Origin of the sequence: Maribacter aquimarinus, from assembly GCF_047345505.1 — a bacterium.
Lineage (GTDB): Bacteria > Bacteroidota > Bacteroidia > Flavobacteriales > Flavobacteriaceae > Maribacter.
This window is the reverse complement of record NZ_JBLFEO010000004.1, coordinates 152,937-177,940: the sequence shown is the minus strand read 5'-3', so window position 1 is coordinate 177,940 and position 25,004 is coordinate 152,937. Positions and strand designations below refer to the sequence as shown.

The following is a 25,004-nucleotide window of genomic DNA, read 5'->3' as shown; positions in this document are numbered from 1 at the left end:
CGGACGGTATGAAAGTTAAGACGATTTTGGTTTCACAACCCGAACCAAAAATGGAGAACTCTCCCTACTCCAAACTCATAGACAAGGAAAAGATCAAGGTAGATTTTAGGCCTTTCATCCATGTAGAGGGCGTGGATGCCAAGGAGGTACGGATGCAAAAGATCGACCTCAAGGAATATACCGCCATTGTCCTTACCAGCCGCAATGCCGTGGACCATTATTTTAGATTGGCCGAGGAAATGCGCTTTAAGGTGCCGGACAGCATGAAGTACTTCTGCCAGTCCGAGGCCGTGGCCTACTACCTCCAAAAATATGTGGTGTACCGCAAGCGAAAGATCTACGTGGGCCAGCGCACCTTTAAAGAACTGGTGCCCCTCATAAAGAAATACAAGGACGAGAATTTTCTGCTCCCCTCCTCCGATGCCTTGAAACCTGAGGTGCCGGAGGCCTTGGACAATTTAAAAGTAACATGGAAACGCGGCATTTTTTACAAAACCGTGATCAGTGACCTTTCCGATCTCAGGGACGTGTACTATGACGTCCTGGTGTTTTTCAGTCCCTCTGGCATTGAGTCCCTGTTGCAGAACTTCCCGGATTTTGAACAGAACAACACCCGCATTGCCGTGTTTGGCAACTCTACCGTGAGCGCCGCCACGGATGCCGGGCTGCGCATAGACATCAAGGCACCCACGCCGGAGACGCCTTCCATGACCATGGCGCTGCAGAAATACATTACCTCCGTGAACAAAAAATAAGGCAACACCCCCCTGAAATGATCATTGAAAAACCCCGCAAATGCGGGGTTTTTTTATTTAACCCAGATAATGTATCGGCCTTTTTGCCGTAAGGGTGCACCCCCATAAAATCATAAATTTTGCGGTCGGGTCACCCGTCTGAATGACTCAGTTGGGCAGGCCCGCCTGAATGACTCAGTCGGGCAGGCCCGCCCGAACGTGCCATTCGGTACGGGCGGGTGGCCCATACCATTTTCGTTTCCACAACAATATTGATGGCACCTTGCAGGTAGTTGCCCGCGCAGTGGAATTTTAAGTGATCGATCCCGGTTTAAAAGGCATAGCGCTGTGGGCCTCCCCGGCGTATCTCTTCATTGGCGTAGGCCTCGAACTTCTTGAAGTTCTCCCGGAAGGCATTGCTCAACTTAAAGGCGGTCTCATAGTAGGCCGCATCGTTGTTCCAGGTGGTGCGGGGGCTCAGGACGGAGGTGGGCACCCCGGGGCACTCCCGTGGCTGGGCCACCCCAAATACCGAATGGATGTGGTAGTCGTCATAACTGTACAGCCCCAGGGAACCGTTCAGGGCGGCGGTGATCATGGCCCGGGTGTATTTCAATTTCATCCGTGTGCCCACACCGTAGGGTCCACCCGTCCAGCCCGTGTTCACCAACCAGACATCCACACCGGACGCGATCATTTTCTTGCTCAGCATCTCGGCGTACTTTGTGGGGTGCAAGGGCATGAAAGGTGCCCCAAAACAGGCCGAAAAAGAGGGTTGTGGCTCCACCACCCCGGCCTCCGTGCCCGCCACCTTGGCCGTGTAGCCCGAGATAAAATGGTAGGCCGCCTGCGCCGGCGTGAGCTTGGAAATGGGGGGAAGCACCCCAAAGGCATCGGCCGTAAGGAAAAAGACGTGCTTCACGTTCTCCCCAATGGAGGGCTGCTGTATGTTGTCTATGCGGTATATGGGATAGCTCACCCTGGTGTTCTGGGTTATGGAGGTATCCGCGAAATCCACTCGGCCGGCATCGTCCAAAATAACGTTTTCCAGGATGGCGCCCGGTTTAATGGCGTGGTAAATGGCGGGTTCCTGTTCCGCACTCAGGTTGATCACCTTGGCGTAGCAGCCCCCCTCAAAATTGAACACGGTGTTCTTTTGCGTCCACCCATGCTCATCGTCGCCAATGAGCTTTCTGTTGGGGTCGGTGCTCAGGGTGGTCTTGCCCGTACCGGACAGCCCAAAGAAAATGGCGGTGTCGCCTTCCTGCCCCACATTGGCCGAACAGTGCATGGGCAGGGTGTCCCGGTACACCGGGAGAATAAAGTTCAGGGCGGAAAAGATGCCCTTTTTGATCTCCCCGGTATAGCCCGTGCCCCCGATCAGGGCAATTTTACGTTTAAAGTTCAAGATGGCAAAATTGTGCTGCCGCGTACCATCGGTTGCGGCATTGGCCATGAAACCGGGGGCGTTCACCACCGTCCATTCCGGCGTAAAGTCTTCCAATTCGGCTTCCGTGGGGCGCAGGAACATGTTGTACACGAACATATTGGACCATGGGTACTCGTTGATCACACGGATGTTTAACCTATAGTCTTGGTCCGCACAGGCATGGGCATCTCGCACATAGAGCTCCTTTTGGTTCAAGTAGGCAATGACCTTGTCATAGAGCCGATCAAAGGCCACTGGATCAAACGGTTTGTTGATGTCTCCCCACCATACCCGGTCTTGGGTAACCTCATCTTTTACAATAAAGCGGTCCAAGGGCGATCGGCCGGTAAATTCTCCCGTGTTCACGGCCAAGGTACCGTTCTCCGTGGCCACCCCCATCTCCTTGTCCAGGGTATGCCGTTGCAGCTGTCCCGGTGCTAGCTGATAGTGGATGTTTTTGTGCGTGATACCGTAACCTTCTAGAGAAATGGATGTTGATGGATTGGAAAAAGCGCTCATAAAATGCTGTTTATTTTTTTGCGAAATTATTAAAATATTGGCATTACATTGCAAATTTATCCATAAAGAGGTTCTTTTATCGGCCTAAAATATATTTTTGGTGATCTTTGATGCCTTGGCGCACAGGGGTTCCCAGACCCGTCACAGCGGCCAAACAACCCTAAAATGACTGGGCAAAAACAGGCACCGCACCCCAAAAAACCGCCCTGTTCCTATTCCGTGGCGGCGCGCTCTCGGGCCACAAAATGGTAGCCCAAGAGCAGCCAAGCGGCGATCATAAAGAGCCCGCCAACGGGCGTAACAAAGGCTATTTTTTTAAAATCGAACGCCGTGAGCTGGTTCAGGGCCAAACCGTAAATGGAAACGCTGAAGAGCAGCACCCCGATGCAAACGCAGCCACAGACCCACTTTTTGGCCCCGGCCGAAAGGTGCGGCACCAAGGCCACTACAAACAAAAAAAAGGCATGGTACATCTGGTAGCGCACCCCGGTCTCAAAACTCTTTACCTTATCGGCACTGACCAGCTGTTCCAGGCCGTGGGCCCCAAATGCCCCCAAAACAACGGCAGACACCCCTAAGATCACGGCAATGATAAAAATTGTTTTGTCCATAACAATAAATCCGCTTATTTTTATAAATATAACAAGATGGGTGCCTTTTGCGCCCAGCCCATAAAAGTACAAAACCCTATGACAAGAAATATATTGGTGATCGGTGCCGGGAAATCCACCGCATATCTGTTGGACTATTTTATGGAAAAGGCGCTGGAGGAAGACTTGGCCCTCACCGTGGCCGATCTGGACCTTACCGCCGTACCGCCGCACCTGGCAAAACAAGAGCGCTGCCACCTGCAGAACTTGGATATCTTCAATGATGCTGCCAGGGAAAAGGCCATTGCCCAGGCCCATATTGTGGTCTCCATGCTGCCGGCCAGCTTTCACCACGTGGTGGCCCAAGACTGTCTAAGGCTCAAAAAGCACCTGGTCACCGCCTCTTATGTGCACCCAGACATCAAGGCCATGGATGCAGCGGTAAAGGAGAGCGGTCTGGTGTTCATGAACGAGATCGGCCTGGATCCGGGCATTGACCATATGAGTGCCATGAAGGCCATTGACACCATCAGGGACCAAGGGGGCAACATGCTATTGTTCGAGTCCTTTACCGGCGGGCTCGTGGCGCCAGAGAGCGATAACAACCTGTGGAACTACAAATTTACCTGGAACCCCAGGAACGTGGTCTTGGCAGGACAGGGCGGCACCGCAAAATTCATCCAGGAAGGCACCTACAAATACATCCCCTACCACAAGCTGTTCCGGCGCACCGAGTTCTTTGAGATCGAGGGCTACGGGCGCTTTGAGGGGTATGCCAACAGGGACTCCCTGGACTACAGGGAGGCCTACGGGCTCCAAAAAGCCCTTACCATTTACCGTGGCACCATGCGCAGGGTAGGGTTTTCCAAGGCTTGGAACATTTTTGTGCAATTGGGGATGACGGACGATAGTTTTACCGTGGAAAATTCGGAAAACATGACCTACCGGGATTTTGTGAATCTGTTCCTGCCCTACTCCCCCACCGATTCCGTGGAACTGAAATTGCGGCACTACCTGAAGATCGATCAGGACGACAGTGTCTGGTACAAGCTCTTGGAGCTCAATATTTTTGACGACCAAAGGCGCATAGGCCTCAAGAACGCCACCCCGGCCCAAATGCTGCAAAAAATCCTGGAAGACAGCTGGACACTGAAAGAGGACGAAAAGGACATGATCGTCATGTACCACAAATTTGGTTACGAACACAACGGAAAGAAAAAGCAGTTGGACAGCAATATGGTGGTCATTGGCGAGAATCGTACCCACACGGCAATGGCCAAGACGGTGGGGCTCCCCGTGGGCATTGCCACGCTGCTAATCCTGAACAAGGCAATAACCACCCCGGGAGTACAGATACCGATCACCAAGGAAGTGTACGGCCCCATTTTAGCAGAACTGGAAACCTATGGGGTTAGCTTCAAGGAGCACGAAGTGCCGTATCTGGGCTACAATCCGGATACGGTCGCGAGCTAGTAAACTACCTCTGGGCAAGCCTCGGAGTATCAAACCCTTTGGCGGTGCCAATAAAACATGGAAAATATCCCGTTCAATGATGAAATTTGATTAGTTTTAATGTCGATTGCTCTTATTTCTTTCCTAATTGACACCCAACAATGAAGCAAACCGACGAGAATGTAACCTTGGATGGCATTGATAAGCAGATTCTGAGGTTTTTAATGGCCGATGCCCGTAAGCCGGTATTGGAAATAGCCCGAAGTATTGGCATTTCGGGCGCTGCCGTGCACCAACGGCTACGCAAGCTGGAGGCCTCCGGACTCCTCTCGGGGTCCAAGTTTGTCATTAACCCCAAAATTTTGGGCTATACCACCATGGCCTACATTGGCATTTATTTGGACAAGGCCATGAGCAACCCGTTCGCCGTTAAGCAATTGGTAAAGATTCCCGAGGTTTTGGAGTGCCACTACACCACCGGCAACTGGTCCATCCTCATCAAAATCCTTTGCAAGGACAATGAACATCTTATGCAACTGCTCAACAAGGAGATCCAGACCATAGAGGGCGTGTCCCGGACCGAGACCTTTATCTCCCTGGCCCAACAGATCGATCGGCAGATCAGCATATAAAAAAGCAGCTGCGAAGCTATGTTCGCAGCTGTCTTTCAGAGTGGTAAAGACCTTTTTAATTTCTGTTCCCAAAGACTTGAAGCCCCCAATAGACCAGAGTGGCCAAGGAACCTATGGCGGCAACGAGGTACGTTCTTGCGGCCCACTTCAAGGCATCTTCGCTGCCCTTGTACTCGGACTGGGTCACTATGTTCTTGGCCTTTAACCAGGCCAGTGCCCGGTTGCTGGCATCGTATTCCACCGGTAGGGTCACAAAACTGAACAGGGTGGCAAAGCCCATCATGACCAGACCGGCCACGGCCACGTAAAAGCCCAGACCCGCACCCGTGGCCGCCCCAAGGGCCAGGCCACCGAACACCACCCACATGGACATGCTGGAGGTAACGCTCACCACCGGCACCAATTTGGAGCGCATGGTGAGCCACTCGTACGCTTGGGCGTGCTGTACCGCATGGCCCACCTCATGGGCGGCAACGGCGGCCGCGGCCGCATTTCTTTGGTTGTACACCCCTTCACTGAGGTTCACCGTCTTGCTCTTGGGGTTGTAATGGTCCGTGAGCATCCCGGCGGTGGACACCACTTTTACGTCCCGTATGCCATGGTCGTCCAACATTTTTTGGGCGATCTCCGCACCGCTCATCCCATTTTGCAGGTGCACTTTGGAGTAATGCTTGAACTTGCTCTTCAATTTACTGCTTACCAACCAGCTGAACAGGGCAATGCCCCCGATCAAAATATAATATCCCATCATAACGTATTCGTTTTAAAATGTTGAACCCAGATCATGCCATAAACATTCCATTGCGAAGGTCCGCTACACAATCTGGGCTAAATATAGTGAACATTCCGATTTAAATTGGTAGAGGCAAAAAGATAAATACGTATTCATTGAACAAGGTAAATATTTGATTACTATATGATTAATGATTTGTTCTGTTGTCAGTTCGAGCGCAGTCGAGAACCATTCGCCAGACAAAGGAGGCTTCGACTGCCTTCAGCCTGACATTTTGGCTATCAACTCGCTTTAAAATAAGCAACTATCTACTGACCTCTATAAATTGGAACTTCATTTCCAAAAGCAAAAACCCCGCCAAACCTTTCTGGTGGTGTCCAAAAGGTTGGCGGGGTGCCGTTTACTGACAAAATGTACGTTTATGCCAAGGCCTGCTGCCAGCCAAAGGCTTCCGCGATTTCCCCATACACCACCTTTCCGTTGGCAATGTTAAGGCCCTTCTTTAGCCCTGCATCCCGTTGGCAGGCCTTCTCCCAGCCCAGACCGGCCAAGCGCAGCACGTACGGCAGGGTTACATTGGTAAGGGCCACGGTACTGGTATAGGGCACGGCCCCGGGCATATTGGCCACGCAGTAGTGCACCACGTCATCAATGATGTAAATGGGATCGGCGTGTGTGGTGGGCCTTGTGGTCTCCACACAGCCCCCTTGGTCCACGGCCACATCCACGATCACCGTGCCGGGGCGCATGTCCTTGAGCATGTCCCTGGTGATCAGATTGGGGGCTTTGGCGCCTTTTAGCAACACGCCACCAATAATCAGGTCATGGGTGCGAATGTGCTTCCTTATGTTGTACTCATTGCTGAATTCCGTGACCACGTGCGGGGGCATGACATCATTGGCATAGCGCAAGCGTTTCATGTTCACGTCCATCAGGGTCACCTGCGCACCCAGGCCGGCCGCCATTTTGGCGGATTGTATGCCCACCACACCGGCACCCAGCACCAGTACTTTGCCCGGGGCCACGCCCGGCACGCCACCCAAGAGCACCCCGCGGCCCTTGACCGGCTTCTCCAGATATTTTGCCCCCTGCTGTATGGCCATGCGGCCGGCCACCTCGCTCATGGGCGTAAGAAGGGGCAGGGTCCCCTCCGCGTCTTCCACGGTCTCATAGGCAATGCAGACCCCCCTTTGTTGGATCATGGCCTTGGTCAGGGGTTCACTGCTGGCAAAATGGAAATAGGTGAACACCACTTGGCCCTCCCGGATCAAAGGGTACTCGGTGGCAATGGGCTCCTTTACCTTAACGATCATCTCTGCCCTGGCATACACTTGTTCAATGCTGCCCAAGATGCGGGCACCCACGTCCTCATAATCGGCATCAAAAAAACCACTGCCCTCCCCGGCCGTGGCCTGCACACAGACCTCATGGCCCGCCTTGATCAGTTCAAACACCCCGGCGGGTGTCATGCCCACACGGCTCTCATTGTTCTTGATTTCTTTTGGCACACCTACGATCATGACGCAACACGTTTACATTATTATTTATGGGGCTAAAGTGCAACATTTCATTTGTCCAGGGGCAAGTATTCGACAAAATGAAGGTTTATCTTGGTAAAAATAGCTTTTTTAAACAAATACCCCCATTTTTTTTAGGGTAGTAAATCAAAAAATACATTTATAAAAAATTTTACCCTTTAAAAATAGGGGTAGGTTATGGTGATGTATTATAAATATGAAAGACCGACCCCCATTGATGGGCCACCATCCATTTAATAGGAACGGGATCGACGCCATGCCATTTCCCAATAGGACATTGGCCGTGGCCGGGCCCTGCCTTATTCTTCTTTTTCGCAGGCCAAAAAAAATGCAGTTTCCAAGGCCGCATTTCAAATGAGAAACGGTATAAGAAGTTGTTTTCCGGCAAGCCCCGCCTTTTTTGGGCAGGCATGCAAAAAGGCGCTGCCGTTTCTTGGGCAGATGTACAGATGGCCACGCAAGGCTACCGGTACCTCCATTTCAAAAGCAGCATGCAGCACAAAAGAAAAGCGGTAATGGCGTTGGCCAACATAATGGGGAGACTGTCTATCAAGACCCCGTAAAGCAACCAGAGCAAGGTGCCCGTTGTAAGCACCAAATACATCAGCAGGGAAATGTCCTTGGTGGATTTTTGCCGCCAGGTCTTTACCACTTGGGGCAAAAAGGCAGAGGTGGTCATGGTGGCGGCCACCAGACCGATCAGTTCCGTTGTGTCCATGGGTACATTTGGGGTTTAGCGGGTGCTTAATGATTGGGCCAAGAGTGCATCAGCCCACAATGTTCACGATTTTACCGGGCACCACAATGACCTTTTTCGGGGTCCTGCCCTGCAGTTGTTGTTGTGTTTTTTCGTGGGCCAAGACGGCCGCCTCAATGGCCTCCTTGTCCAGATCCAGCGGCAGTTGCAACGTAAAGCGCATTTTCCCGTTGAAGGAGATGGGGTACTCTTTGCTGCGCTCCACCAAGCGCTGGGGCTCAAAAGTGGGGAATGCCGCCGTGGAAATGGAGCCCTCGTGCCCCAATTTCTCCCAAAGTTCCTCTGCAATATGGGGCGCGTAGGGAGATACCAAGATGGCCAAAGGTTCCAAAATGTCCCTGTGGTTGCATTGCTGCGCCGCAAGCTCGTTCACGCAGATCATAAAGGTGGACACGGTGGTGTTGAAACTAAAGCCCTCTATGTCCTCTTCCACCTTTTTAATGGTCTTGTGCAGGGTCTTGAGGTTGTCTGCCGTGGGGGCGCTTCCGCCCGATGCGCCAGTGACCTGGAACGTCCCGTCCGGTCCGGAATGGTACAACTTCCACAGTTTTTTCAAAAAACCGTGGGTTCCCGTAATGCCGGCCGTGTTCCAAGGTTTGGATTGCTCCAGGGGACCCAGGAACATCTCGTAAAGGCGCAGGCTGTCCGCCCCATAGGCTTCGCAAATGGCATCGGGGTTCACCACATTGTACTTGGATTTGGACATTTTTTCCACCTCCCGATGCACCACAAATGCCGCTCCCGGGACCGCCGCTCCCGGGCCTTGGTATGCTTGCCCATCTTCCAAGATGAACGTGGCGTCCTTATGTTCTGGCTGCCAGTCCTTGAAGGCCTCGATGTCCAGCTCATCCGAAGCATTGACCAGGGAAACATCGGCATGGAGGGGAATGACCTCCTTGCCCTTCTTGGCCCCCTTGGAGTAGATGGTGTTGGAGGCCATGTCCTTGTACACAAAGGCACTGGTGCCCGTGATCATCCCCTGGTTGATGAGTTTTTTGGCAAACTCGCCCTTGGGCACCAGCCCTTTATCGAACATGAATTTTTGCCAGAAACGGCTATAAAGCAAATGGCCCGTGGCGTGTTCGCTGCCCCCTATGTACAGGTCCACATCCTGCCAATAGCCAATGGCCTCTGGGGAGAAGATCTGCCGGTCATTGTGCGGGTCCATGTAGCGGTTAAAGTACTGGGAACTTCCCGCCCAACCGGGCATGGTGTTCAATTCCAAGGGGCCCCCGATCTTTCCCTCCGGAGCGGCCCGATCAAAAACCTCCTTGGAAACCACCTTGCCGTTGTCCCCATACTGCAACCAATGCCATTCCTTGGCATTGCCCAAGGGCGGTTCCCCGCTTTCCGTGGGCAGGTACTTGTCCACCTCCGGCAGGGGAAGGGGCAAGAATTTCTCCTGGAGCATTTGTGGCATCCCGGCGGCATCATAGTACACGGGAAAGGGCTCCCCCCAGTACCGTTGCCTACTAAAGACCGCATCGCGGAGGCGGTAATTGATCTTCCCTTTTCCCTGTTCCAGTTCCTCCAGTGCGGCAATGGCCTTTTTCACCGCTTTTTTATGGGGAAGGCCGTTTAGGAAATCTGAATTGGAAATGATGGTATTTTCCTTATCGGCAAAGGCCTCTTCGGAAACATTTACCCCTTCAAAGATGTTTGGAATGGGAATGTTGAAGTGCTTTGCAAAGTCATGGTCCCGCTGATCCCCACAGGGAACGGACATTACGGCCCCGGTGCCGTATCCGGCCAGCACATAATCGCCGATCCATATTGGAATGGGGGCCTTGGTAAAGGGATGTTCTGCATAGGCACCGGTGAACGCCCCTGAAATGGTCTTGACATCTGCCATGCGGTCCCGTTCCGAGCGTCTGGCCGTGGCCTCCACATAGGCGGCCACTTCTTCCTTTTGGGCCTCGGTGGTGATCTGTGCCACCAGGTCGTGCTCGGGGGCCAAGGTCATGAAAGAGACACCGAAAATGGTATCTGGGCGGGTGGTGAACACTTCTATGTGCTTGCCGGCCCCGATGTTCCGTGCCCCGGGCAACACACGGAAGACCACACTGGCGCCCTGCGAGCGCCCGATCCAATTGGTCTGCGCATCCTTGAGGGGCTGGGGCCAGTCCACCTTTTCAAGACCGTCCAACAAGCGCTGGGCGTAGGCAGAGATGCGCATGCTCCACTGGGTCATTTTTTTGCGCACCACGGGGTGGCCGCCCCGTTCGGAGACGCCGTTCACAATTTCGTCGTTGGCCAGGACGGTACCCAGGGCAGGGCACCAGTTCACCTCACTTTCGGCCAGGTAGGTAAGCCGGTATTGCAAGAGCACGGCCTCCTTTTTCTCCTGGGGAAAGGCCTTCCACTGTGCCGCCGTAAAAGGCGCCACATCGTCATCACAGGCCGCCTGTACGCTTTTATTGCCATCGACCTCAAAAATAGCGATCAAGGTGTTGATGTCCTCGGCCCGATCGGTTTCCCTGTTGTACCAGGAATTGAACAGCTGTATAAAGATCCACTGCGTCCATTTATAATAGGAAGGGTCCGATGTGCGCACCTCCCGGCTCCAATCGAACGAAAAGCCGATCTGGTCCAACTGCCGGCGGTAGGTGGCAATGTTCTTGGCGGTGGTAACGGCGGGGTGCTGTCCCGTTTGTATGGCATATTGTTCGGCGGGAAGCCCAAACGAATCGTAGCCCTGTGGATGCATCACATTGAAACCCTTGTGCCGTTTGTAGCGCGCATAGATATCGCTCGCAATATAGCCCAATGGGTGCCCCACGTGAAGCCCGGCCCCGGAAGGGTAGGGAAACATGTCCAGCACATAGAACTTTTCCTTGTCAGATTTGTTCTCTGCCCTAAAGGTTTGGTTCTTGGCCCAATAGGCCTGCCACTTTTTTTCAATGGTGTTGAAATCGTACTTCATACCTATGACTTATGGATACGTGTGTGCCCGCACTCCCGGTGTTCTGAAACACACAAACTGTAACGCGTTTTTCAAGGGGCAAAAATAGGCGTATTCAACGGAAGTTGAAAAGATATGCCCCACTAACCGAACAAGGGCCCTTGGCCAGAACACTTTAAAAGAAGTATCTTTATCTGGTGATAAGTACCCGTTGCCCATATATATGGCTTTTCCTGCCATTGCTTTTGTGCCTACCTTTCATGGCTGTGGCCCAATTGGGATTCTGCCAGGGGAATTCCGGCGACCCTATCTTTACGGAAGATTTTGGGGCGGGCCCAAATATTGGCCCGGCCTTGCCAGCGGGGACCACGACCTATGTCTTTACCCGGGGCACCCCGGGAGCGGGACAATACACCATAAACAACAACACGGACTATCTGGATTGGTTTGAGGTGGAAGACCACACCCCGGGAGATGTCAATGGAAAAATGCTCATTGTGAACGCCAGCTTTACCGCCGATGAGTTTTACCGGGTGCAAGTGGACAATCTTTGTGAGAACACCTCCTACGAGTTTTCTGCCTGGCTCATGAACATTTTGCCCGCAGCCGGCTGCGGGGGAAATGCCATACCCGTAAATGTTCGTTTTGAAATATGGGACGAGAATGACACCCAGCGCCTGGCCTTTGGGGACACGGGTAGGATACCCGGCAGTACCAGTCCCAATTGGGAGCAGTACGGTGTCCTCTTTGAGACCCTGCCCGGGCAAACGTCCATTATCCTAAAAATGCGCAACAATGCCAATGGGGGCTGTGGCAACGATCTGGCCATAGACGACATTGTCTTTAAATCCTGTGGCGACATTGTAACCGTGGCCGATGAAAACAACCAAGACAGTTTAACGGTCTGTGCCTCCGAAGGGAACATCAGCGCTAACCTGGTGGCCACCCCGGACCTGTCCATTTTCAGTTCCCATAACTACCAATGGCAGGAAAGTACGGACCGCACCAATTGGACGGACATCCCGGGGGCCACCAACCCAACGCTCACCACCACCGCGATAACGGAAACCACTTACTACCGCACCAAGGTGGCCCAAGATGCCGTGAACCTGAACAACGATCGCTGCAATGTGGTGTCCGATGTTTTTACCCTGGAAGTGGTGCCCATACCCCCGGCCCCGGCAGCCAATGGCAACGAAGCGGCATGCGAAGGGGATACCGCTCGCCTCAGGGCCACGGTACGGGCCGGGGAAACCGTGAACTGGTACGATGCCCCCACCGGCGGCAACCTACTGTTGGCCAACAGCGATGTCTTTGAAACGGAGCAAGCGGGCACCTATTATGCAGAAACGATCACCGAAGCCGTGGCCTGCCCCTCTGCATCCAGAACGCCGGTGACCCTTACCATTAACCCACTCCCACAAGTGGGGCCGCCCATCCAGGACTTCCTTTGCGAGGGCACCACTGTGGATTTGAGCGCGCCGCCCAACGCAACAAGCTATCAATGGAGCACAGGGGAGATCGCCCAGACCATTGCCGTGGGCGCCCCCGGGGAATACACCGTAACCATAACAAACGCCAACAATTGCAGTGCGGTACAGACCTATGTGGTGGAAGAACTGGAGCGGCCCGTTTTGGGCGAAATACGCTCCAACGGGCCCCTGATCGAAGTGGGCACCACCAATACGGGCGACTTTGAATACGCGCTGGACAGCGGGAATTTTCAAGAAACACCCACTTTTGGGCCGCTGCCCAGCGGGAGGTACACGCTAAGGGTCAGGGAAAGAAATGGTTGTGGCAACGTGGCCCAAGAGCACGTGCATATCGTGGTGCCCCAGTTCTTTACCCCAAACGGAGATGGCAACAATGACCTCTTCTCCATAGATGCCAGTGCGCTTCAAGGCGCCAGCACCCTGGCCATTTACGATCGTTACGGCAAACTCCTAAAATTTGGCACGGACGGGCGCTTGGAATGGAACGGGGAATTTCAGGGCCGCCAAATGCCCGCCGGAAATTATTGGTATGTCTTGGAAACACCGGACTTCACCAGAAAGGGCCCCTTGCTCCTAAAAAGATAGCCGTATGGTTTTTTGGTGCCGTTTCACATTACTTTGCTATTTTTACCCTCTCATTGCAACCTATGGCCCAATCTTTTGAAAAATACCAAAGACGTAAGCTGATCTCCTCCTATTTTTCGGTGGTGCTAAGCATTGGCCTGGTGCTCTTTTTGCTGGGCATCCTGGCCCTCCTGGTACTGAACACCAAAAAATTGGCGGATCGGAGCAAGGAACAGATCACCATTTCCATATTCCTAAAGAACGATGCCAAGGACACCGAGGTGGACCAACTTAAAAAGACCCTGGCCATGGCAGACTACACCAAATCTGCCCTCTATGTGAGCAAGGAAGATGCCGCCGCCGCACACAAGGAAGACATTGGCGAGGATTTTGTGGATTACCTGGGCTACAACCCGCTAAAAAACTCCATAGACGTGAACCTAAAGGCAGATTTTGTGACCGCGGACAAGGTGGCCGAAATTGCGGATGAACTGGGACAGCGAAGTTTTGTGGACGAGGTGAGCTATGACAAGGTATTGGTGGGCATGGTGGCCAAGAGCGTGGAGCGCATAGGTTTCTGGATCTTGGTGGCCAGCGGCATCTTCACCGTCATTGCCGTGTTGCTGATCAACAGCTCCATTCGGCTTTCCATTTACTCCAAAAGGTTCATCATCAAGACCATGCAGATGGTGGGGGCCACCAAACAGTTCATTAGGCGGCCCTTTATTTGGCAGAACATTAAATTGGGCATGTTGGGGGCCCTGTTGGCCCTGTTGGCCATTGTGGGCGTGATCTACTACATCAACCTAAATTTTCAAGATCTGGGCCTGTTGGAAGACCCCTATATTTTGGTGGTGCTCTTGGTGTCCGTTTTTGTTTCGGGCATTGTGATCTCCCTGGTGAGCACCTACTTTGCCACCCAACGCTTCCTAAACCTGAGAACAGACGAATTATATTACTAACTTTGCGGCATGGGGAAAAAGACTACCGGGACGCCACCGGCAAAACAAGAATTCATCTTTCAGCGAAAGAACTACCTATTTATGTTCATTGGCATTGCCCTGATCGCCCTGGGCTTTATCCTGATGAGCGGCGGGGGCAGCGAAGACCCCAATGTATTTAATCCGGAAATCTACAATTTTAGAAGGATCCGCCTGGCGCCCACCTTGGTGCTCTTGGGCCTAGCTCTGGAAGTATATGCCATTTTATTGAACCCCCACAAAAACAAGCACTGATTTGGATATACTCGATGCCATTATCCTGGGAATCATTCAGGGCCTTACCGAATTCCTACCCGTTTCGTCCAGTGGCCACCTGGAACTCGGAAAAGCCATTTTAGGGGACAACTCCGTGCCCGAGGAAAGCCTGTTGTTCACCGTGGTGCTGCACTTTGCCACCGCCTTGAGCACCCTATTGGTGTTCCGTAAGGACGTGTGGGACATTATCAAGGGCCTGTTCTCTTTTTCTTGGAACAAGGAAACCCGTTTTTCCCTGAACATCATCATCTCCATGGTGCCCGCTGCGCTGGTGGGCTTTTTTTTTGAGGAACAGTTGGAGGCATTTTTTGGCGGCAACATTGCCTTTGTGGGGGTCATGCTCATCATAACGGCGGTTTTGCTCTATTTTGCGGACAAGGCCACGGACACCGATAGAAAGGTAGATCCCAAGAGTGCTTTTATCGTGGGGATTGCCCAGGCCATTGCCATGCTCCCGGGAATCTCCAGAAGTGGGGCCACGATCAGCACATCGGTACTCTTGGGGGTGGACAAAACCGAGGCGGCCCGTTTTTCCTTTCTCATGGTGGTGCCCCTTATTTTTGGCAAGATCGCCAAAGACCTCATGAGCGGGGAGCTCAATTTTAATGGGGAGAACAACATGGCCATGGCCGCGGGCTTTGTGGCCGCCTTCGTGGCGGGCCTGGCCGCCTGTACCTGGATGATCAAATTGGTGCGCCAGAGCAAATTGTCCTACTTTGCCATTTACTGTGCCGTGGTGGGAGTCATTGCCATAGGGTTTGGGATTTTTGGCTCCTAGGTTTCCAAACCACCTTAAAACCATTGTTACGGCATGCAAACAGATCTGGACAAGGACGACTTTCTAAACGGCCAGGTACTTCTGGTGGACAAACCCTTGGGATGGTCCTCTTTCCAAGCGGTGAACAAATTGAAATGGGCCATCAGAAAAAAATTCGACCTTAAAAAAATAAAGATAGGCCACGCCGGTACCTTGGACCCCCTGGCCACCGGCCTGCTCATTGTATGTACCGGAAAGTTCACCAAAAAAATACCGGAATACCAAGGCCAGCCCAAGGAATATACCGGCACCATTGCCCTTGGGGCCACCACGCCCTCCTATGACCTGGAAACCGAGGTAGATGGGCACTTTTCCACGGGCCATATCACGGAGGCCATGCTCCAAGCGGCCGCCGTGCACTTTACGGGAGCCATGGAACAAGCGCCCCCACTGTTCTCTGCCATTAAAAAAGAGGGAAAACGACTCTATGAATACGCCCGGGAGGGAAAAACGGTGGAGGTCAAGAAGAGAAAGGTGACCATCCTGGAATTTGAGATCACCAAGACCGAGCTCCCCCTGGTGCATTTCAGGGTGGCCTGCAGCAAGGGCACCTACATTAGGTCCTTGGCCCATGATTTTGGAAAACACCTAAGGTCTGGCGGGCATTTAACATCCCTCCGGAGAACCAAAATAGGGGATTTTGACGTAGATAGGGCAGTGCATCCGGCAGATTTTTCAAAGCGGTTGCTGGGCACTGGAACGCCTTAGGAATTCCCCGGGCCCCCACCATTTTAAAATATTTTGCCAAAAATTTGGTTATATACCCATGCATCTGAACCGAAAGCAACTATCGTTTTTGATCACCCTCTTCTCCCTGGGCATCGTGGTATTGCTATTGTACAATTTGCAAATGGGCCAAGAGACGGAGAGCGCGGACGATTACGTGGTGGAAATGTTGTTGGACGAAGACCTGGAGGAACTCATCAAGGAAAATGAGGAACTGCGGGAAGAGATGGAAAAAGCAGACCCCATTAAAAGCCATATGGCCTACAATGAGACCGCCAAGCCCAGCTACGGCGCACCCGAACCGCTCAAGACCCTGGATGAGATCATGGAAGAGCGGGCAGAGCAGATGGAAACCGATGTCACCGCCCTGAACACCATGGACTCCGACTACGTGGCCAAGGTACGCGAACTGGCAAAAAAAAGGGAGGAAAAAAAACAACTGCTGGGCGAAAAGGACGCCCAAAAAAAGGAATTTACCAACAATTTGGCCAAACGCCGCACCTCTGTATCGTACTCTTTGGTGGACCGCAACAGCCATAGGCTACCGCCCCCCATCTATACCTGCATTGAGGGAGGCAAGGTGGTCATAAACATAGAGGTGGACGGTTACGGGAATGTCATCGCGGCAGACTTCAACGCCAAGAGCTCCGGCACCTCCAATGGTTGCCTGGTGGACAACGCCATTGCCTATGCCTATAAGGCCAAGTTTAGCCCCGATGCCGCAAAGAACCTGCAGAAGGGCAGCATTACCTATTTATTTCAGGGCAAGTAGCTCCAAGAGCTCTTCCATGATACTGCGTCCCTTGTCCTTGTTGTAGAACATCTGCAGCTCTTCCTTGAACTCCGGCTGTATGCTCCCATGGGCCTCTTTGTGGGCCTGTACCAGGGCAGTGGCCTTGCGGGAACGTGGGCCCCAGGTGCCCAGAACGGTTTTGGTATCGGTCTGCAACTGTATGAGCTTTGGAATGGACATGGCGCCGTTGGTAAGGAACTGTTGCATCAATTCCGGGTGTTGGTCCCTGAGCACAATGCGCAGTGCGATCTGTGGGTTTTGCACGGCGATTTTGTTCATGACCGGCAGGGCCGGGGAGGCATCGCCGCACCAGCTTTCGGTGATCACCAACCAGGTCACGGGCAATGAAAAGCGCCCGATCTGGGCCAAGGCCTCCTGCGGAAGCTTGAACACCTTGTTCCAGCGTTTCATCCGTTTGTCGTTCAAAAGGGTATAGTCTGCCAGGGCATCGGTCTGCTCCGGCGCGGTAGATTTCCCTTCCTTGGCAAGTTGGGCCACCAGGGCAATGTATTCGTCGTAGGAAATGGAATCGTTCAGGGCTTCGGTCAATATCTTGTCCATCTAAGGGGTCGGTTTTATGGCACCATGTCATTCAGCCACAAAAATAGCCACAATTGGCAAGACCCAAGGCCCTTTTTGAAGAAACCATGGCGCGTTTTTTTTAGGTTGATGGACGATGGCCGCAAAAAACGCCCCAGGGTTCCCCGTTCATGCCCCCTTTTTAGAGTTCCTCTGGATTAAGGGCCAAGCTGTTGAAGAGTTTGGCCTTGGCCTTGAAGAATTTGTTTTCCACGGAATTTCTCTTCAACACCGCATCAATGAGCTTGCTTTCACGGGCGTTGATGAGAAAGAGCGAACTCTCGCCAAAACTGAACTTGCGCAGTTCTGCATTGAGCATGGTCTCGTAGGTCTCCACAATGTCCTCTATGAGCACATTTTGCGTATCAAACGACTCCAGCTCGTTGTAAATGGCCAAAATTTTGTTCATGATCACAATGCGGGCATTGTCAAAATCGAACTGGGCATCGCGCAATTTGATCTTGGCCAATCTTAAGTCTCCCCGCTCCTTTCTAAGGAACAGGGGCATCTCAAAAATGAGTCCGCCCTTGTACTGCTCGGTCTGGAAGGAGTTGATGAACTCCGGGGTCTCGGTCAGGAAATTGTACTCCAGGTCTATCCTCGGGAGCAGTTTGTTGGTCTTTAACCTCTTCTCCACTTCCAAGCCCTCTATCTTAAAGCCCAGGGAGCGGAGCTTGGGATGGTTCTCCACGGTAAAGCTGTTCAGGGGCATTCCCGCGATCTCCAAGGTATTGTCTATTTCCGTGTCCAGGAACAGATCGGGCACCACATTGGGCTGCAGCTCCACCGGGGTATTGTCTCCCAGCCAGAGAAAGTTGGAAAGGTCCAAGGTGGTGTTGCGCAGGGTCACCAGGGCCTGTTCCAGCTCCAAGGAGCGGTCCAGCACGGCGATCTTGGCCTCTACGGTATCTATGGCCGCGTTCTCGCCGGCCTCGGCGCTCTTCTTGATGCCCTCGAAACGTACTTGGGCGTTTTCCAGGAAATTACTGAACACCAGACTGTTGCGGTAGGCCTGGAGCCAATCGAAATAGGCCAGGGAGGCATCAAAGAGGATCTGGTTCACCAACAGGTCTCGATCGGCCTTGGTCTGTTCCCGGAACAGTTTGGCCTGTTTCAGGGTGGCCATGCGCTCATTGATCCAGGAGCCCCTGCCCAGGGACAGGGCCACCCCGGCACTGTAGAGCCCCGCATCCGGGACCGATTCTTCGGGGTTTATGAACTCCCCTTCGTTCTGTTCAAAATTGCCCTTGAGCTCAATACCGTACCAAGTGGGAATCTTGAACGTGGCATTTAAGCGATCATAGTACTCTATGTCCTTGAATTCCTTGCGCTCGTAGTCCACGTTCACCTTGGGGTCAAAACCGCCCCTGGCCTTCATAAGGTTGGCCTGCCCCGTATCTATGGTGAGCTCTGCCTGGCGGGCAATGGGGTGGAATTTTTTCACATACCCCAAGTACTCGGCAAACTGCAGTACTATGGAGTCCTGTTCCTGGGCCATGGTGGGCAATGACATGACAACGAGCAAGGCAAGAAAGCAGCTGCGCATGGCTATTTTTTTACAGTTTTACCATCCATACGTTGCGGTTGGTAATAGTTGGGCGGGAAGCCGTTCAGCTGCCGCCACAGTTCAAACCAGATGGGCACGTCTTCCAAGAGGGCAATGGTGTTTGCGCCGGATCCCACCCTTATGTCCTGCGGCCAGGGATAATCATCGGGGTCGGGCGCCAAGAGCACCCGGTACATGCCGTTTTCACTGATAAAGGTCTCTATGGCCACCACCACACCGCCATAGGTACCGTAGGACACGTTGGGCCAACCGCTAAAGACAATGGCCGGCCAGCCATCGAACTCTATGCGCACCTTTTCGCCCAGGTGCATCAGGGGCAGGTCTATGGGTTCCACAAAGGTCTCCACGGCCATATCATACTCCGCCGGCATAATGCCCACCAAGCGATCGCCCTCCTTAAAGGTCTCCCCAATACCGCCCTGTATGGCCCGGTTAATGTAGCCGCTCTGCGGGGCACGGATGTAGTACATCTCGTTCCTGATGGAGTAGTTGGTGTACTGGTTCTCCAATTTGGTCACCTGGGCCTCGGAATCGAAGCCGCTGGATTGGGCGGTGAACATATCGCTCTCCGCTTTGGATATCTTGTCCATGTACTCGGCCTCCACCCTGTTGATCTCCACCTCTGCGTTCAGGATCTCGTTCCTTGAGGCCAACAACTTGTTCTGTTGCGAAATGAGCTTGGCCTGGGTCTCTTGCTGTTTCAACCTTTTTTCCTCCACATCGGTCACGGCCTTAAGGCCTTCACTCTCCAAGAGGGAGGTACGATCAAACTGGCGGTCTGCAATGCTTATGTTGGTCTTGGCTGCTTCCAGGTCTATACTGTCGCTCTGTACCTTGAGCTTGGCCTGGAGCAGTTTGTTCCTGGCCTGTTCCAGCTTTAGGCGCCGCTCTTTTTTAAGGGCCACAATCTGGTTCTGCAGTGCCTTGACCTTGTTCTGGTAAGAATTCACCGAGGCAGATTTGGCCCTGATCTGCTGTCCGGTGCGCTCTACCAATTGGGGATCGAAATACTCGTTCTTTATTTCTGATATGAACAGGATGGTATCTCCCTTCTCCACAAAATCGCCCTCCCTCACATACCATTTTTCTATTCTTCCCGGAATGGGAGACTGTATGGTCTGCGGGCGTTGGTCCGGGGTAAGGGTGGTAAGGAAGCCCTTGCCCTGCACATTTTGCGTCCAGGGAAGGAACAGGATGATGACGGCGATGACCGCGAAGGCAATGAGAAAGCGGTTAAAGTGCTTGCTGTGCCGCCTACGGGACACCTGTTTCACGGATTTGAACCCGGAAATGTCCACGCTTCTGTTTAAACTCTGTCTGGAAATGTTAAGCATGCCCTATGTTATGGATTGATGATCTTGCCGTCCTTTAAAATTATGCTGCGGCCACATTTTTCTACCCAGCGGTCGTTTCCACTGACCACCACCAAGCTCCAGGGTTTGTCCGGGGCGGTGAGCAGGTCCATGATGCGCTCCGCCTCCTCCTTGTCGAACTGGTCAAGGGGATCGCGCAAGACCAACATTCTGGGTTTTTTGACCAAACTTCGTGCCAACACTATTTTTTTTGCCATGGTATAGGAAAGCTGTTTTCCCTCTGGGTAGAGCAGGGTGTCCAGCCCGTTTTCGGACTCCTTCAAAAACTTCTCCAGGCCCACCGCCTTAATCACCCAAAGCACGTCTTCCTTGGCAATGTCCTTGTCCCCAAAGGTGATGTTGTCCAACAAGGTGCCCTCAAACGGGGTCTCTTCCTTAAAGGATTGCCCCACGTGCATGCGGTAATGCTTTAGGTTTTCGTCCTTTAAGCGCACTCCGTTAACGTACAGGTTGCCCTTGTCCGGGATAAGTAGGGCGGCGATCACGTGCAGCAGGGTGGTTTTTCCACTGCCGTTGGGGCCCTGCACCACAATGTTCTCCTTGGGCCCGATGGTCAGGGAAATATTGTCCAGTATAACGCGGTCCGTGCCCGGTATCTTATAGGTAACGTTGTTGAGTTCCAGGACAAACTCGCGATCGTCAAAAAGGGGAAGGGGCGTCTGTTCGGGCTCCACTTCCTTGTCCACCACCTGGCCCAACTTCTCCAGGGAGGTAAGCACGTCATAGAAAGATTCCAGCCCCACAATAAGCTTCTCCACCGAGGCAATGACCAATAAAATAATGATTTCCGCGGCCACGAACTGGCCAATGTTCATTTCTTGGTTCAGGACCAGCAGCCCCCCAATGACCAACAAGCCTCCGGTGACCAAGATCTTAAAGGCGATCATCTGCACAAATTGCAGCACCAAGATCTTAAAGTGGCTTTCCCGTGCAGCGAGATAGCCCCCCACCAAGCGATCGCTCTTTTCCAGGGCGTGGCTGGTTTTCCCGGAGAGCTTAAAACTGATGATGCTCCGCGCCACCTCCTGTACCCAATGGGCCACCTTGTACTTGTGCTTGGATTCCGCGAGGCTCGTTTCCAGGCCCCGGGAAATGGTGTATTTGAACACGGCATAGATCAAGAGCAGCAACAGCACCCCATAGACAATGAAGAACGGATGGTACAGGGACAGCAGCAACAGGCCAAAAATGATCTGCAGCAGCGCCGTTGGGAAGTCTATCAATAACTTGGAGACCCCTTTTTGCACGTTCAGGGTATCAAAGAACCTGTTGGCCAGCTCCGGGGGGTAAAAATTGCGCAGCTCGCTCATTTTTATTTTGGGAAAGCGGTAGGCAAACTCAAAAGATGCCCGGGTAAATATCTTTTGCTGAATGTTCTCTATGATCCTCAACTGCATCAGCTGCAAGGCCCCGGCAAAGGCGACTCCCAGCGTAACAATGACCACGAGCACGATCCATGAGGTACTTACCTGGGCCCCCTGTATCAGGTTTATGATGGCCTGGATGCCCAAGGGCAAACTAAGGCTTACCAGCCCGCCAAAAATGGCGTAATAAAAAATCTGCAGCACATCCTTTCGGTCCAATTTCAATAAGCGGACCAAGCGTTGCCAGGCCGTTAATATGCTTTTAGCCATCCGCGGTGTTTTTTAGCAATTTAAATACTAGGTCCATAAAATAGTGGGTTGGTGTGGTGTTGGCGTCACAATCTGTGAGTGATTTAAAATGTTCTATTAAAAAATACTGGTGCAGGCTGCCTTCCAGAATGCCACTGGCCAGGCTGGAAGGATAATCGTACGTTGCGTCATAGTCCCGTATCATTTGGCTCAAGCGCCCCACAAGACGTTTGTATATCACAAAATATCCTTCGCGGTTATCCAGGTCCACCTCCTTGGTGAGATACGACTTGGAATACTCGTTTACCACAATTTTGTTTAAAAGTACTTCATTAATGTGCGAAAACGAAGAATCTTCCTTGGTTTCCCTCGTAACGATCTCAATGGCCCGCTTCAATTTGTCCTTGGGGTCCATGATACTGTTGGTGGCAAAGACCAGCTGGTATTCCATCCAGCCCCAGTACCAAGAGGCCAAATAGAGCAATAGTTTGTGCTTGTTCTCAAAATAGCGATAAATGGAGCTCTCATTGGAGCCGATCTGCTCTCCCAGTTTCTTGAAGGTAAAGCTGTCAAAGCCCATTTCGGCGATCATAACAATGCCCTGCTTTATGATTTTTTTGCCCAATTTGGAAGATTCCGGATCCTTCACAAAAATCTTCTCGTTCACCACGATTTTTACCGACTGAAACAACTGGTCCATAACAGGGATATTTAAAATTGAGGCACAAATATAATAGTGTCGCTTTCATATTTTGATAGTTTAACTAATCTTTAACCGCCGCACAGCGCCTATTTTACCTAAAACATGCTATCTTGTAACACTATAAAAAATTTGCGTATGCCTAGATATTTACCCTGCTTTTTCTTTTTATTGGCCACCTGCGCACTCGCTGCCCAGGAAATCACTTTTTTAAAGCTGAGCTCTGCCAACCAGTGGGAAGCCTCTTACGGAGATCTTGGGCCACAGGCGCAGATATCCCAAAACAAGGTGGTGGCCGTCATGGGCGGTCTCAACGATTGGGACGGTGCCAACAACTACTTCAATTTCTTTGGGTCCAAGGTGATCATTGAAAGAAAGGACATTGCCTCCAATGGCAACACCCATCTGGTGCTAAGAAGGGAAGATGGAAAGAACTTTTATGGCCTTTACCCCATCTTGAACGCCGAGATCGTCCCGGCCAGCAGCAGGGATCTGGATCTGTTCAACACCGCGCGCAAGCCTTAGATGCGCCCTTTGAAAGGTTTTGGAAAGCCTGCACCGATGTTTTAGGGGCCAATGCCGGCGGTGTCACTGGGCATCCCAAAACAGCCCTAAAAAGAAACAATTCTCCACTCGGGCCCGGAATTCCCCTTGCACGCTAGTTTTTGGGATAACGGGCCTTTTTTATGGGCCCGTCCCATAAAAACCTGGGGGCTAACCCCGGCCAGGTATTGGCTGCTGGCCATGGGGGCACAACCCACCATAAGATCAAGATTTTTGCGATCAAAAGAGGGCCATGGCCGCGGTGATCGGGCCAAAGTGGGCACAACGACCGCTGTTGCCGAAATTTAAAGCCGCAGTGTAATTTTTTGCTGCATGCTCCGGGTTTGATCTCCAGGTTGTACCTTTACGGCCGTACATTTTTTTTGGAAGGTCCAAAAAAAAAGATGGAACGGTCAGGAAAATTTGAAAAAAGAGGCCTGCCAACGTACCTTCGCAGCCCAAAGGTGCCCTGTAAACGGCATTCTTTTCCAAGCGAACAAGACCTATGACCCTGTTGCCATTATTCTTAAAGAACCATCAAAAGATGCGGAAGAGGTCTTGCTTCCAAATTTTGGCCAAACAAGCCTCTTTGTCCAACCCCCAACCCACCAAAGCACTGCAATGACTTTTCCTTTACGGGCCCCGGACACCATTTCCCTGCATAGGGGGGCACGCCCCACCCTTGACCATTCCCAGCTTTTAAAACCAGTACACCATGGATCTTAGCCTCCTTATTGAAAACCTGACCAATCCGGCCCTGCTCTTTTTCTTTTTGGGCATTTTGGCCGTACAGCTCAAGAGCGATCTGGAAATACCGCCCAACTCCTCCAAGTTCATTTCGCTCTACCTTATGTTTTCCATAGGGTTCAAGGGCGGGCTGGAGCTTTCCCACAGTCCTTTGGACATGGGCATCTTTTGGGCCCTGGTACTTGGCATTCTCTTGGCCATTGTTGTTCCGGTGTACAGTTATTTTATATTGAGGCGCAAGTTCAATGTGGCAGATTCGGGGGCCATTGCCGCGGCCTACGGATCGGTGAGTGCCGTGACCTTTGTTACCGCGGTGTCCTTCCTGGAAATGAAGGATATAGATTTCGGGGGGCACATGGTGGCCGTGATGGCGTTGATGGAGGCCCCTTCCATCATAGTCGGCGTGCTGTTAATGTCCTACTTTCGAAAAGAGAAGACCAAAAAAGTGGATCTGTGGGCCGTGGCACGGCACTCCATGACCAACGGCAGTGTACTGCTCATCATGGGCAGCCTGGTCATTGGCTTCTTGGCCAGCGACCAACAGGCCAGGGGCATTGAACCCTTTACCACGGACATCTTTAAGGGATTTCTGGCGGTGTTCCTTTTGGATATGGGCATTGCCAGCGGTAAAAAGCTGGCCGACTTTATCAAAAAAGGATGGTTTGCCCTTTCCTTTGCCATTGTCATGCCCCTGATCAACGGCTGTCTGGTGGCCCTCCTGAGCGGCTGGTTCATAGCAAGTACGGGAGACCGTTTCCTATTTGCCATCTTGGCGGCCAGTGCCTCCTATATTGCCGTACCGGCGGCCATGCGGTTGGCGGCCCCAAAGGCCAATCCCAGTCTCTACCTGCCCATGGCCCTGGCCATTACCTTTCCCTTTAACATTACCCTGGGCATGCCCATTTACCTCTATCTGATTCAAAATCTATGAACCCGCCGCGGCAACG

The 25,004-nt window shown here is 52.4% G+C and carries 22 protein-coding genes; 11 read left to right on the top strand and 11 right to left on the bottom strand.

Annotated features, from left to right (window positions below; all coding sequences use genetic code 11):
- Window positions 1-8: 8 nt before the first annotated feature.
- Window positions 9-755: a uroporphyrinogen-III synthase gene (locus ACKWCC_RS04590; protein WP_413994731.1), complete on the top strand. Its 747-nt coding sequence runs from the start codon at window positions 9-11 to the stop codon at window positions 753-755.
- Between the two features lie 310 nt (window positions 756-1,065).
- Here the strand turns inward: ACKWCC_RS04590 and pckA are convergent, their stop codons facing one another.
- A complete protein-coding gene (pckA, locus tag ACKWCC_RS04585) occupies window positions 1,066-2,682 on the bottom strand; it encodes a phosphoenolpyruvate carboxykinase (ATP) (RefSeq protein WP_413994730.1) in 1,617 nt (538 codons plus the stop codon).
- Window positions 2,683-2,894: 212 nt separating this feature from the next.
- The gene (locus ACKWCC_RS04580) at window positions 2,895-3,293 is read right to left on the bottom strand and encodes a DUF423 domain-containing protein (protein WP_413994729.1); all 399 of its coding nucleotides are present in this window, start codon (window positions 3,291-3,293) and stop codon (window positions 2,895-2,897) included.
- Window positions 3,294-3,371: 78 nt separating this feature from the next.
- On the opposite strand from ACKWCC_RS04580, the gene ACKWCC_RS04575 reads away from it, so the two are divergent.
- Together ACKWCC_RS04575 and ACKWCC_RS04570 are read left to right on the top strand one after the other, a co-directional pair.
- On the top strand, window positions 3,372-4,745 hold the full coding sequence (locus ACKWCC_RS04575; RefSeq protein ID WP_413994728.1) for a saccharopine dehydrogenase family protein: 1,374 nt from the start codon (window positions 3,372-3,374) through the stop codon (window positions 4,743-4,745).
- Between the two features lie 140 nt (window positions 4,746-4,885).
- A complete protein-coding gene (locus ACKWCC_RS04570) occupies window positions 4,886-5,356 on the top strand; it encodes an Lrp/AsnC family transcriptional regulator (protein WP_413994727.1) in 471 nt (156 codons plus the stop codon).
- A 55-nt stretch (window positions 5,357-5,411) separates the two neighbouring features.
- Here ACKWCC_RS04570 and ACKWCC_RS04565 read toward each other — a convergent pair whose 3' ends face one another.
- The 4 genes from ACKWCC_RS04565 to leuS all read right to left on the bottom strand — a co-directional run bounded on the left by ACKWCC_RS04565 (window position 5,412) and on the right by leuS (window position 11,307).
- Window positions 5,412-6,107 carry a zinc metallopeptidase gene (locus ACKWCC_RS04565; protein WP_413994726.1) on the bottom strand — a complete coding sequence of 232 codons (696 nt, stop codon included), beginning with the start codon at window positions 6,105-6,107 and terminating at the stop codon, window positions 5,412-5,414.
- A 401-nt stretch (window positions 6,108-6,508) separates the two neighbouring features.
- Complete coding sequence (gene ald, locus ACKWCC_RS04560; RefSeq protein WP_413994725.1) at window positions 6,509-7,609, bottom strand: alanine dehydrogenase; 1,101 nt, start codon at window positions 7,607-7,609, stop codon at window positions 6,509-6,511.
- A 481-nt stretch (window positions 7,610-8,090) separates the two neighbouring features.
- Window positions 8,091-8,345, bottom strand: a complete 255-nt coding sequence (locus tag ACKWCC_RS04555; protein ID WP_413994724.1) for a SemiSWEET family sugar transporter — start codon at window positions 8,343-8,345, stop codon at window positions 8,091-8,093.
- Window positions 8,346-8,394: 49 nt separating this feature from the next.
- Window positions 8,395-11,307, bottom strand: coding sequence for a leucine--tRNA ligase (gene leuS / locus ACKWCC_RS04550; RefSeq protein WP_413994723.1), 2,913 nt, complete (start codon window positions 11,305-11,307; stop codon window positions 8,395-8,397).
- Window positions 11,308-11,552: 245 nt separating this feature from the next.
- Between leuS and ACKWCC_RS04545 the strand changes: the two genes are divergently transcribed.
- The 6 genes from ACKWCC_RS04545 to ACKWCC_RS04520 all read left to right on the top strand — a co-directional run bounded on the left by ACKWCC_RS04545 (window position 11,553) and on the right by ACKWCC_RS04520 (window position 16,914).
- Window positions 11,553-13,364 carry a T9SS type B sorting domain-containing protein gene (locus ACKWCC_RS04545; RefSeq protein ID WP_413994722.1) on the top strand — a complete coding sequence of 604 codons (1,812 nt, stop codon included), beginning with the start codon at window positions 11,553-11,555 and terminating at the stop codon, window positions 13,362-13,364.
- Between the two features lie 62 nt (window positions 13,365-13,426).
- Window positions 13,427-14,305 (top strand): cell division protein FtsX, encoded by an 879-nt coding sequence (locus tag ACKWCC_RS04540; RefSeq protein WP_413994721.1) that lies wholly within the window; start codon window positions 13,427-13,429, stop codon window positions 14,303-14,305.
- Window positions 14,306-14,314: 9 nt separating this feature from the next.
- Window positions 14,315-14,578 (top strand): DUF3098 domain-containing protein, encoded by a 264-nt coding sequence (locus ACKWCC_RS04535; protein ID WP_413994720.1) that lies wholly within the window; start codon window positions 14,315-14,317, stop codon window positions 14,576-14,578.
- 1 nt (window position 14,579) lies between these two features.
- A complete protein-coding gene (locus ACKWCC_RS04530; protein ID WP_413994719.1) occupies window positions 14,580-15,377 on the top strand; it encodes an undecaprenyl-diphosphate phosphatase in 798 nt (265 codons plus the stop codon).
- 33 nt (window positions 15,378-15,410) lie between these two features.
- Window positions 15,411-16,124, top strand: coding sequence for a tRNA pseudouridine(55) synthase TruB (truB, locus tag ACKWCC_RS04525; RefSeq protein ID WP_413994718.1), 714 nt, complete (start codon window positions 15,411-15,413; stop codon window positions 16,122-16,124).
- A 58-nt stretch (window positions 16,125-16,182) separates the two neighbouring features.
- Window positions 16,183-16,914: a hypothetical protein gene (locus ACKWCC_RS04520; protein ID WP_413994717.1), complete on the top strand. Its 732-nt coding sequence runs from the start codon at window positions 16,183-16,185 to the stop codon at window positions 16,912-16,914.
- On the opposite strand, the gene ACKWCC_RS04515 is transcribed toward ACKWCC_RS04520, so the two are convergent.
- The 5 genes from ACKWCC_RS04515 to ACKWCC_RS04495 form a co-directional block, all read right to left on the bottom strand.
- A complete protein-coding gene (locus ACKWCC_RS04515) occupies window positions 16,897-17,496 on the bottom strand; it encodes a thioredoxin family protein (RefSeq protein WP_413994716.1) in 600 nt (199 codons plus the stop codon). The two genes, ACKWCC_RS04520 and ACKWCC_RS04515, sit on opposite strands and share 18 nt — an antisense overlap.
- Before the next feature lie 160 nt (window positions 17,497-17,656).
- A complete protein-coding gene (locus tag ACKWCC_RS04510) occupies window positions 17,657-19,060 on the bottom strand; it encodes a TolC family protein (RefSeq protein WP_413994715.1) in 1,404 nt (467 codons plus the stop codon).
- A 2-nt stretch (window positions 19,061-19,062) separates the two neighbouring features.
- A complete protein-coding gene (locus ACKWCC_RS04505) occupies window positions 19,063-20,415 on the bottom strand; it encodes an HlyD family secretion protein (RefSeq protein WP_413994714.1) in 1,353 nt (450 codons plus the stop codon).
- Between the two features lie 8 nt (window positions 20,416-20,423).
- Window positions 20,424-22,088 carry a peptidase domain-containing ABC transporter gene (locus ACKWCC_RS04500; RefSeq protein ID WP_413994713.1) on the bottom strand — a complete coding sequence of 555 codons (1,665 nt, stop codon included), beginning with the start codon at window positions 22,086-22,088 and terminating at the stop codon, window positions 20,424-20,426.
- Window positions 22,081-22,767, bottom strand: coding sequence for a TetR/AcrR family transcriptional regulator (locus tag ACKWCC_RS04495; RefSeq protein WP_413994712.1), 687 nt, complete (start codon window positions 22,765-22,767; stop codon window positions 22,081-22,083). Before ACKWCC_RS04495 ends, ACKWCC_RS04500 begins: the two co-directional genes overlap by 8 nt.
- 138 nt (window positions 22,768-22,905) lie before the next feature.
- Here ACKWCC_RS04495 and ACKWCC_RS04490 point away from each other — a divergent pair, with 138 nt between their 5' ends.
- On the top strand, window positions 22,906-23,292 hold the full coding sequence (locus tag ACKWCC_RS04490) for a hypothetical protein (protein WP_413994711.1): 387 nt from the start codon (window positions 22,906-22,908) through the stop codon (window positions 23,290-23,292).
- Window positions 23,293-24,025: 733 nt separating this feature from the next.
- On the top strand, window positions 24,026-24,988 hold the full coding sequence (locus ACKWCC_RS04485) for a sodium-dependent bicarbonate transport family permease (protein ID WP_413994710.1): 963 nt from the start codon (window positions 24,026-24,028) through the stop codon (window positions 24,986-24,988).
- Window positions 24,989-25,004 lie beyond the last annotated feature (16 nt).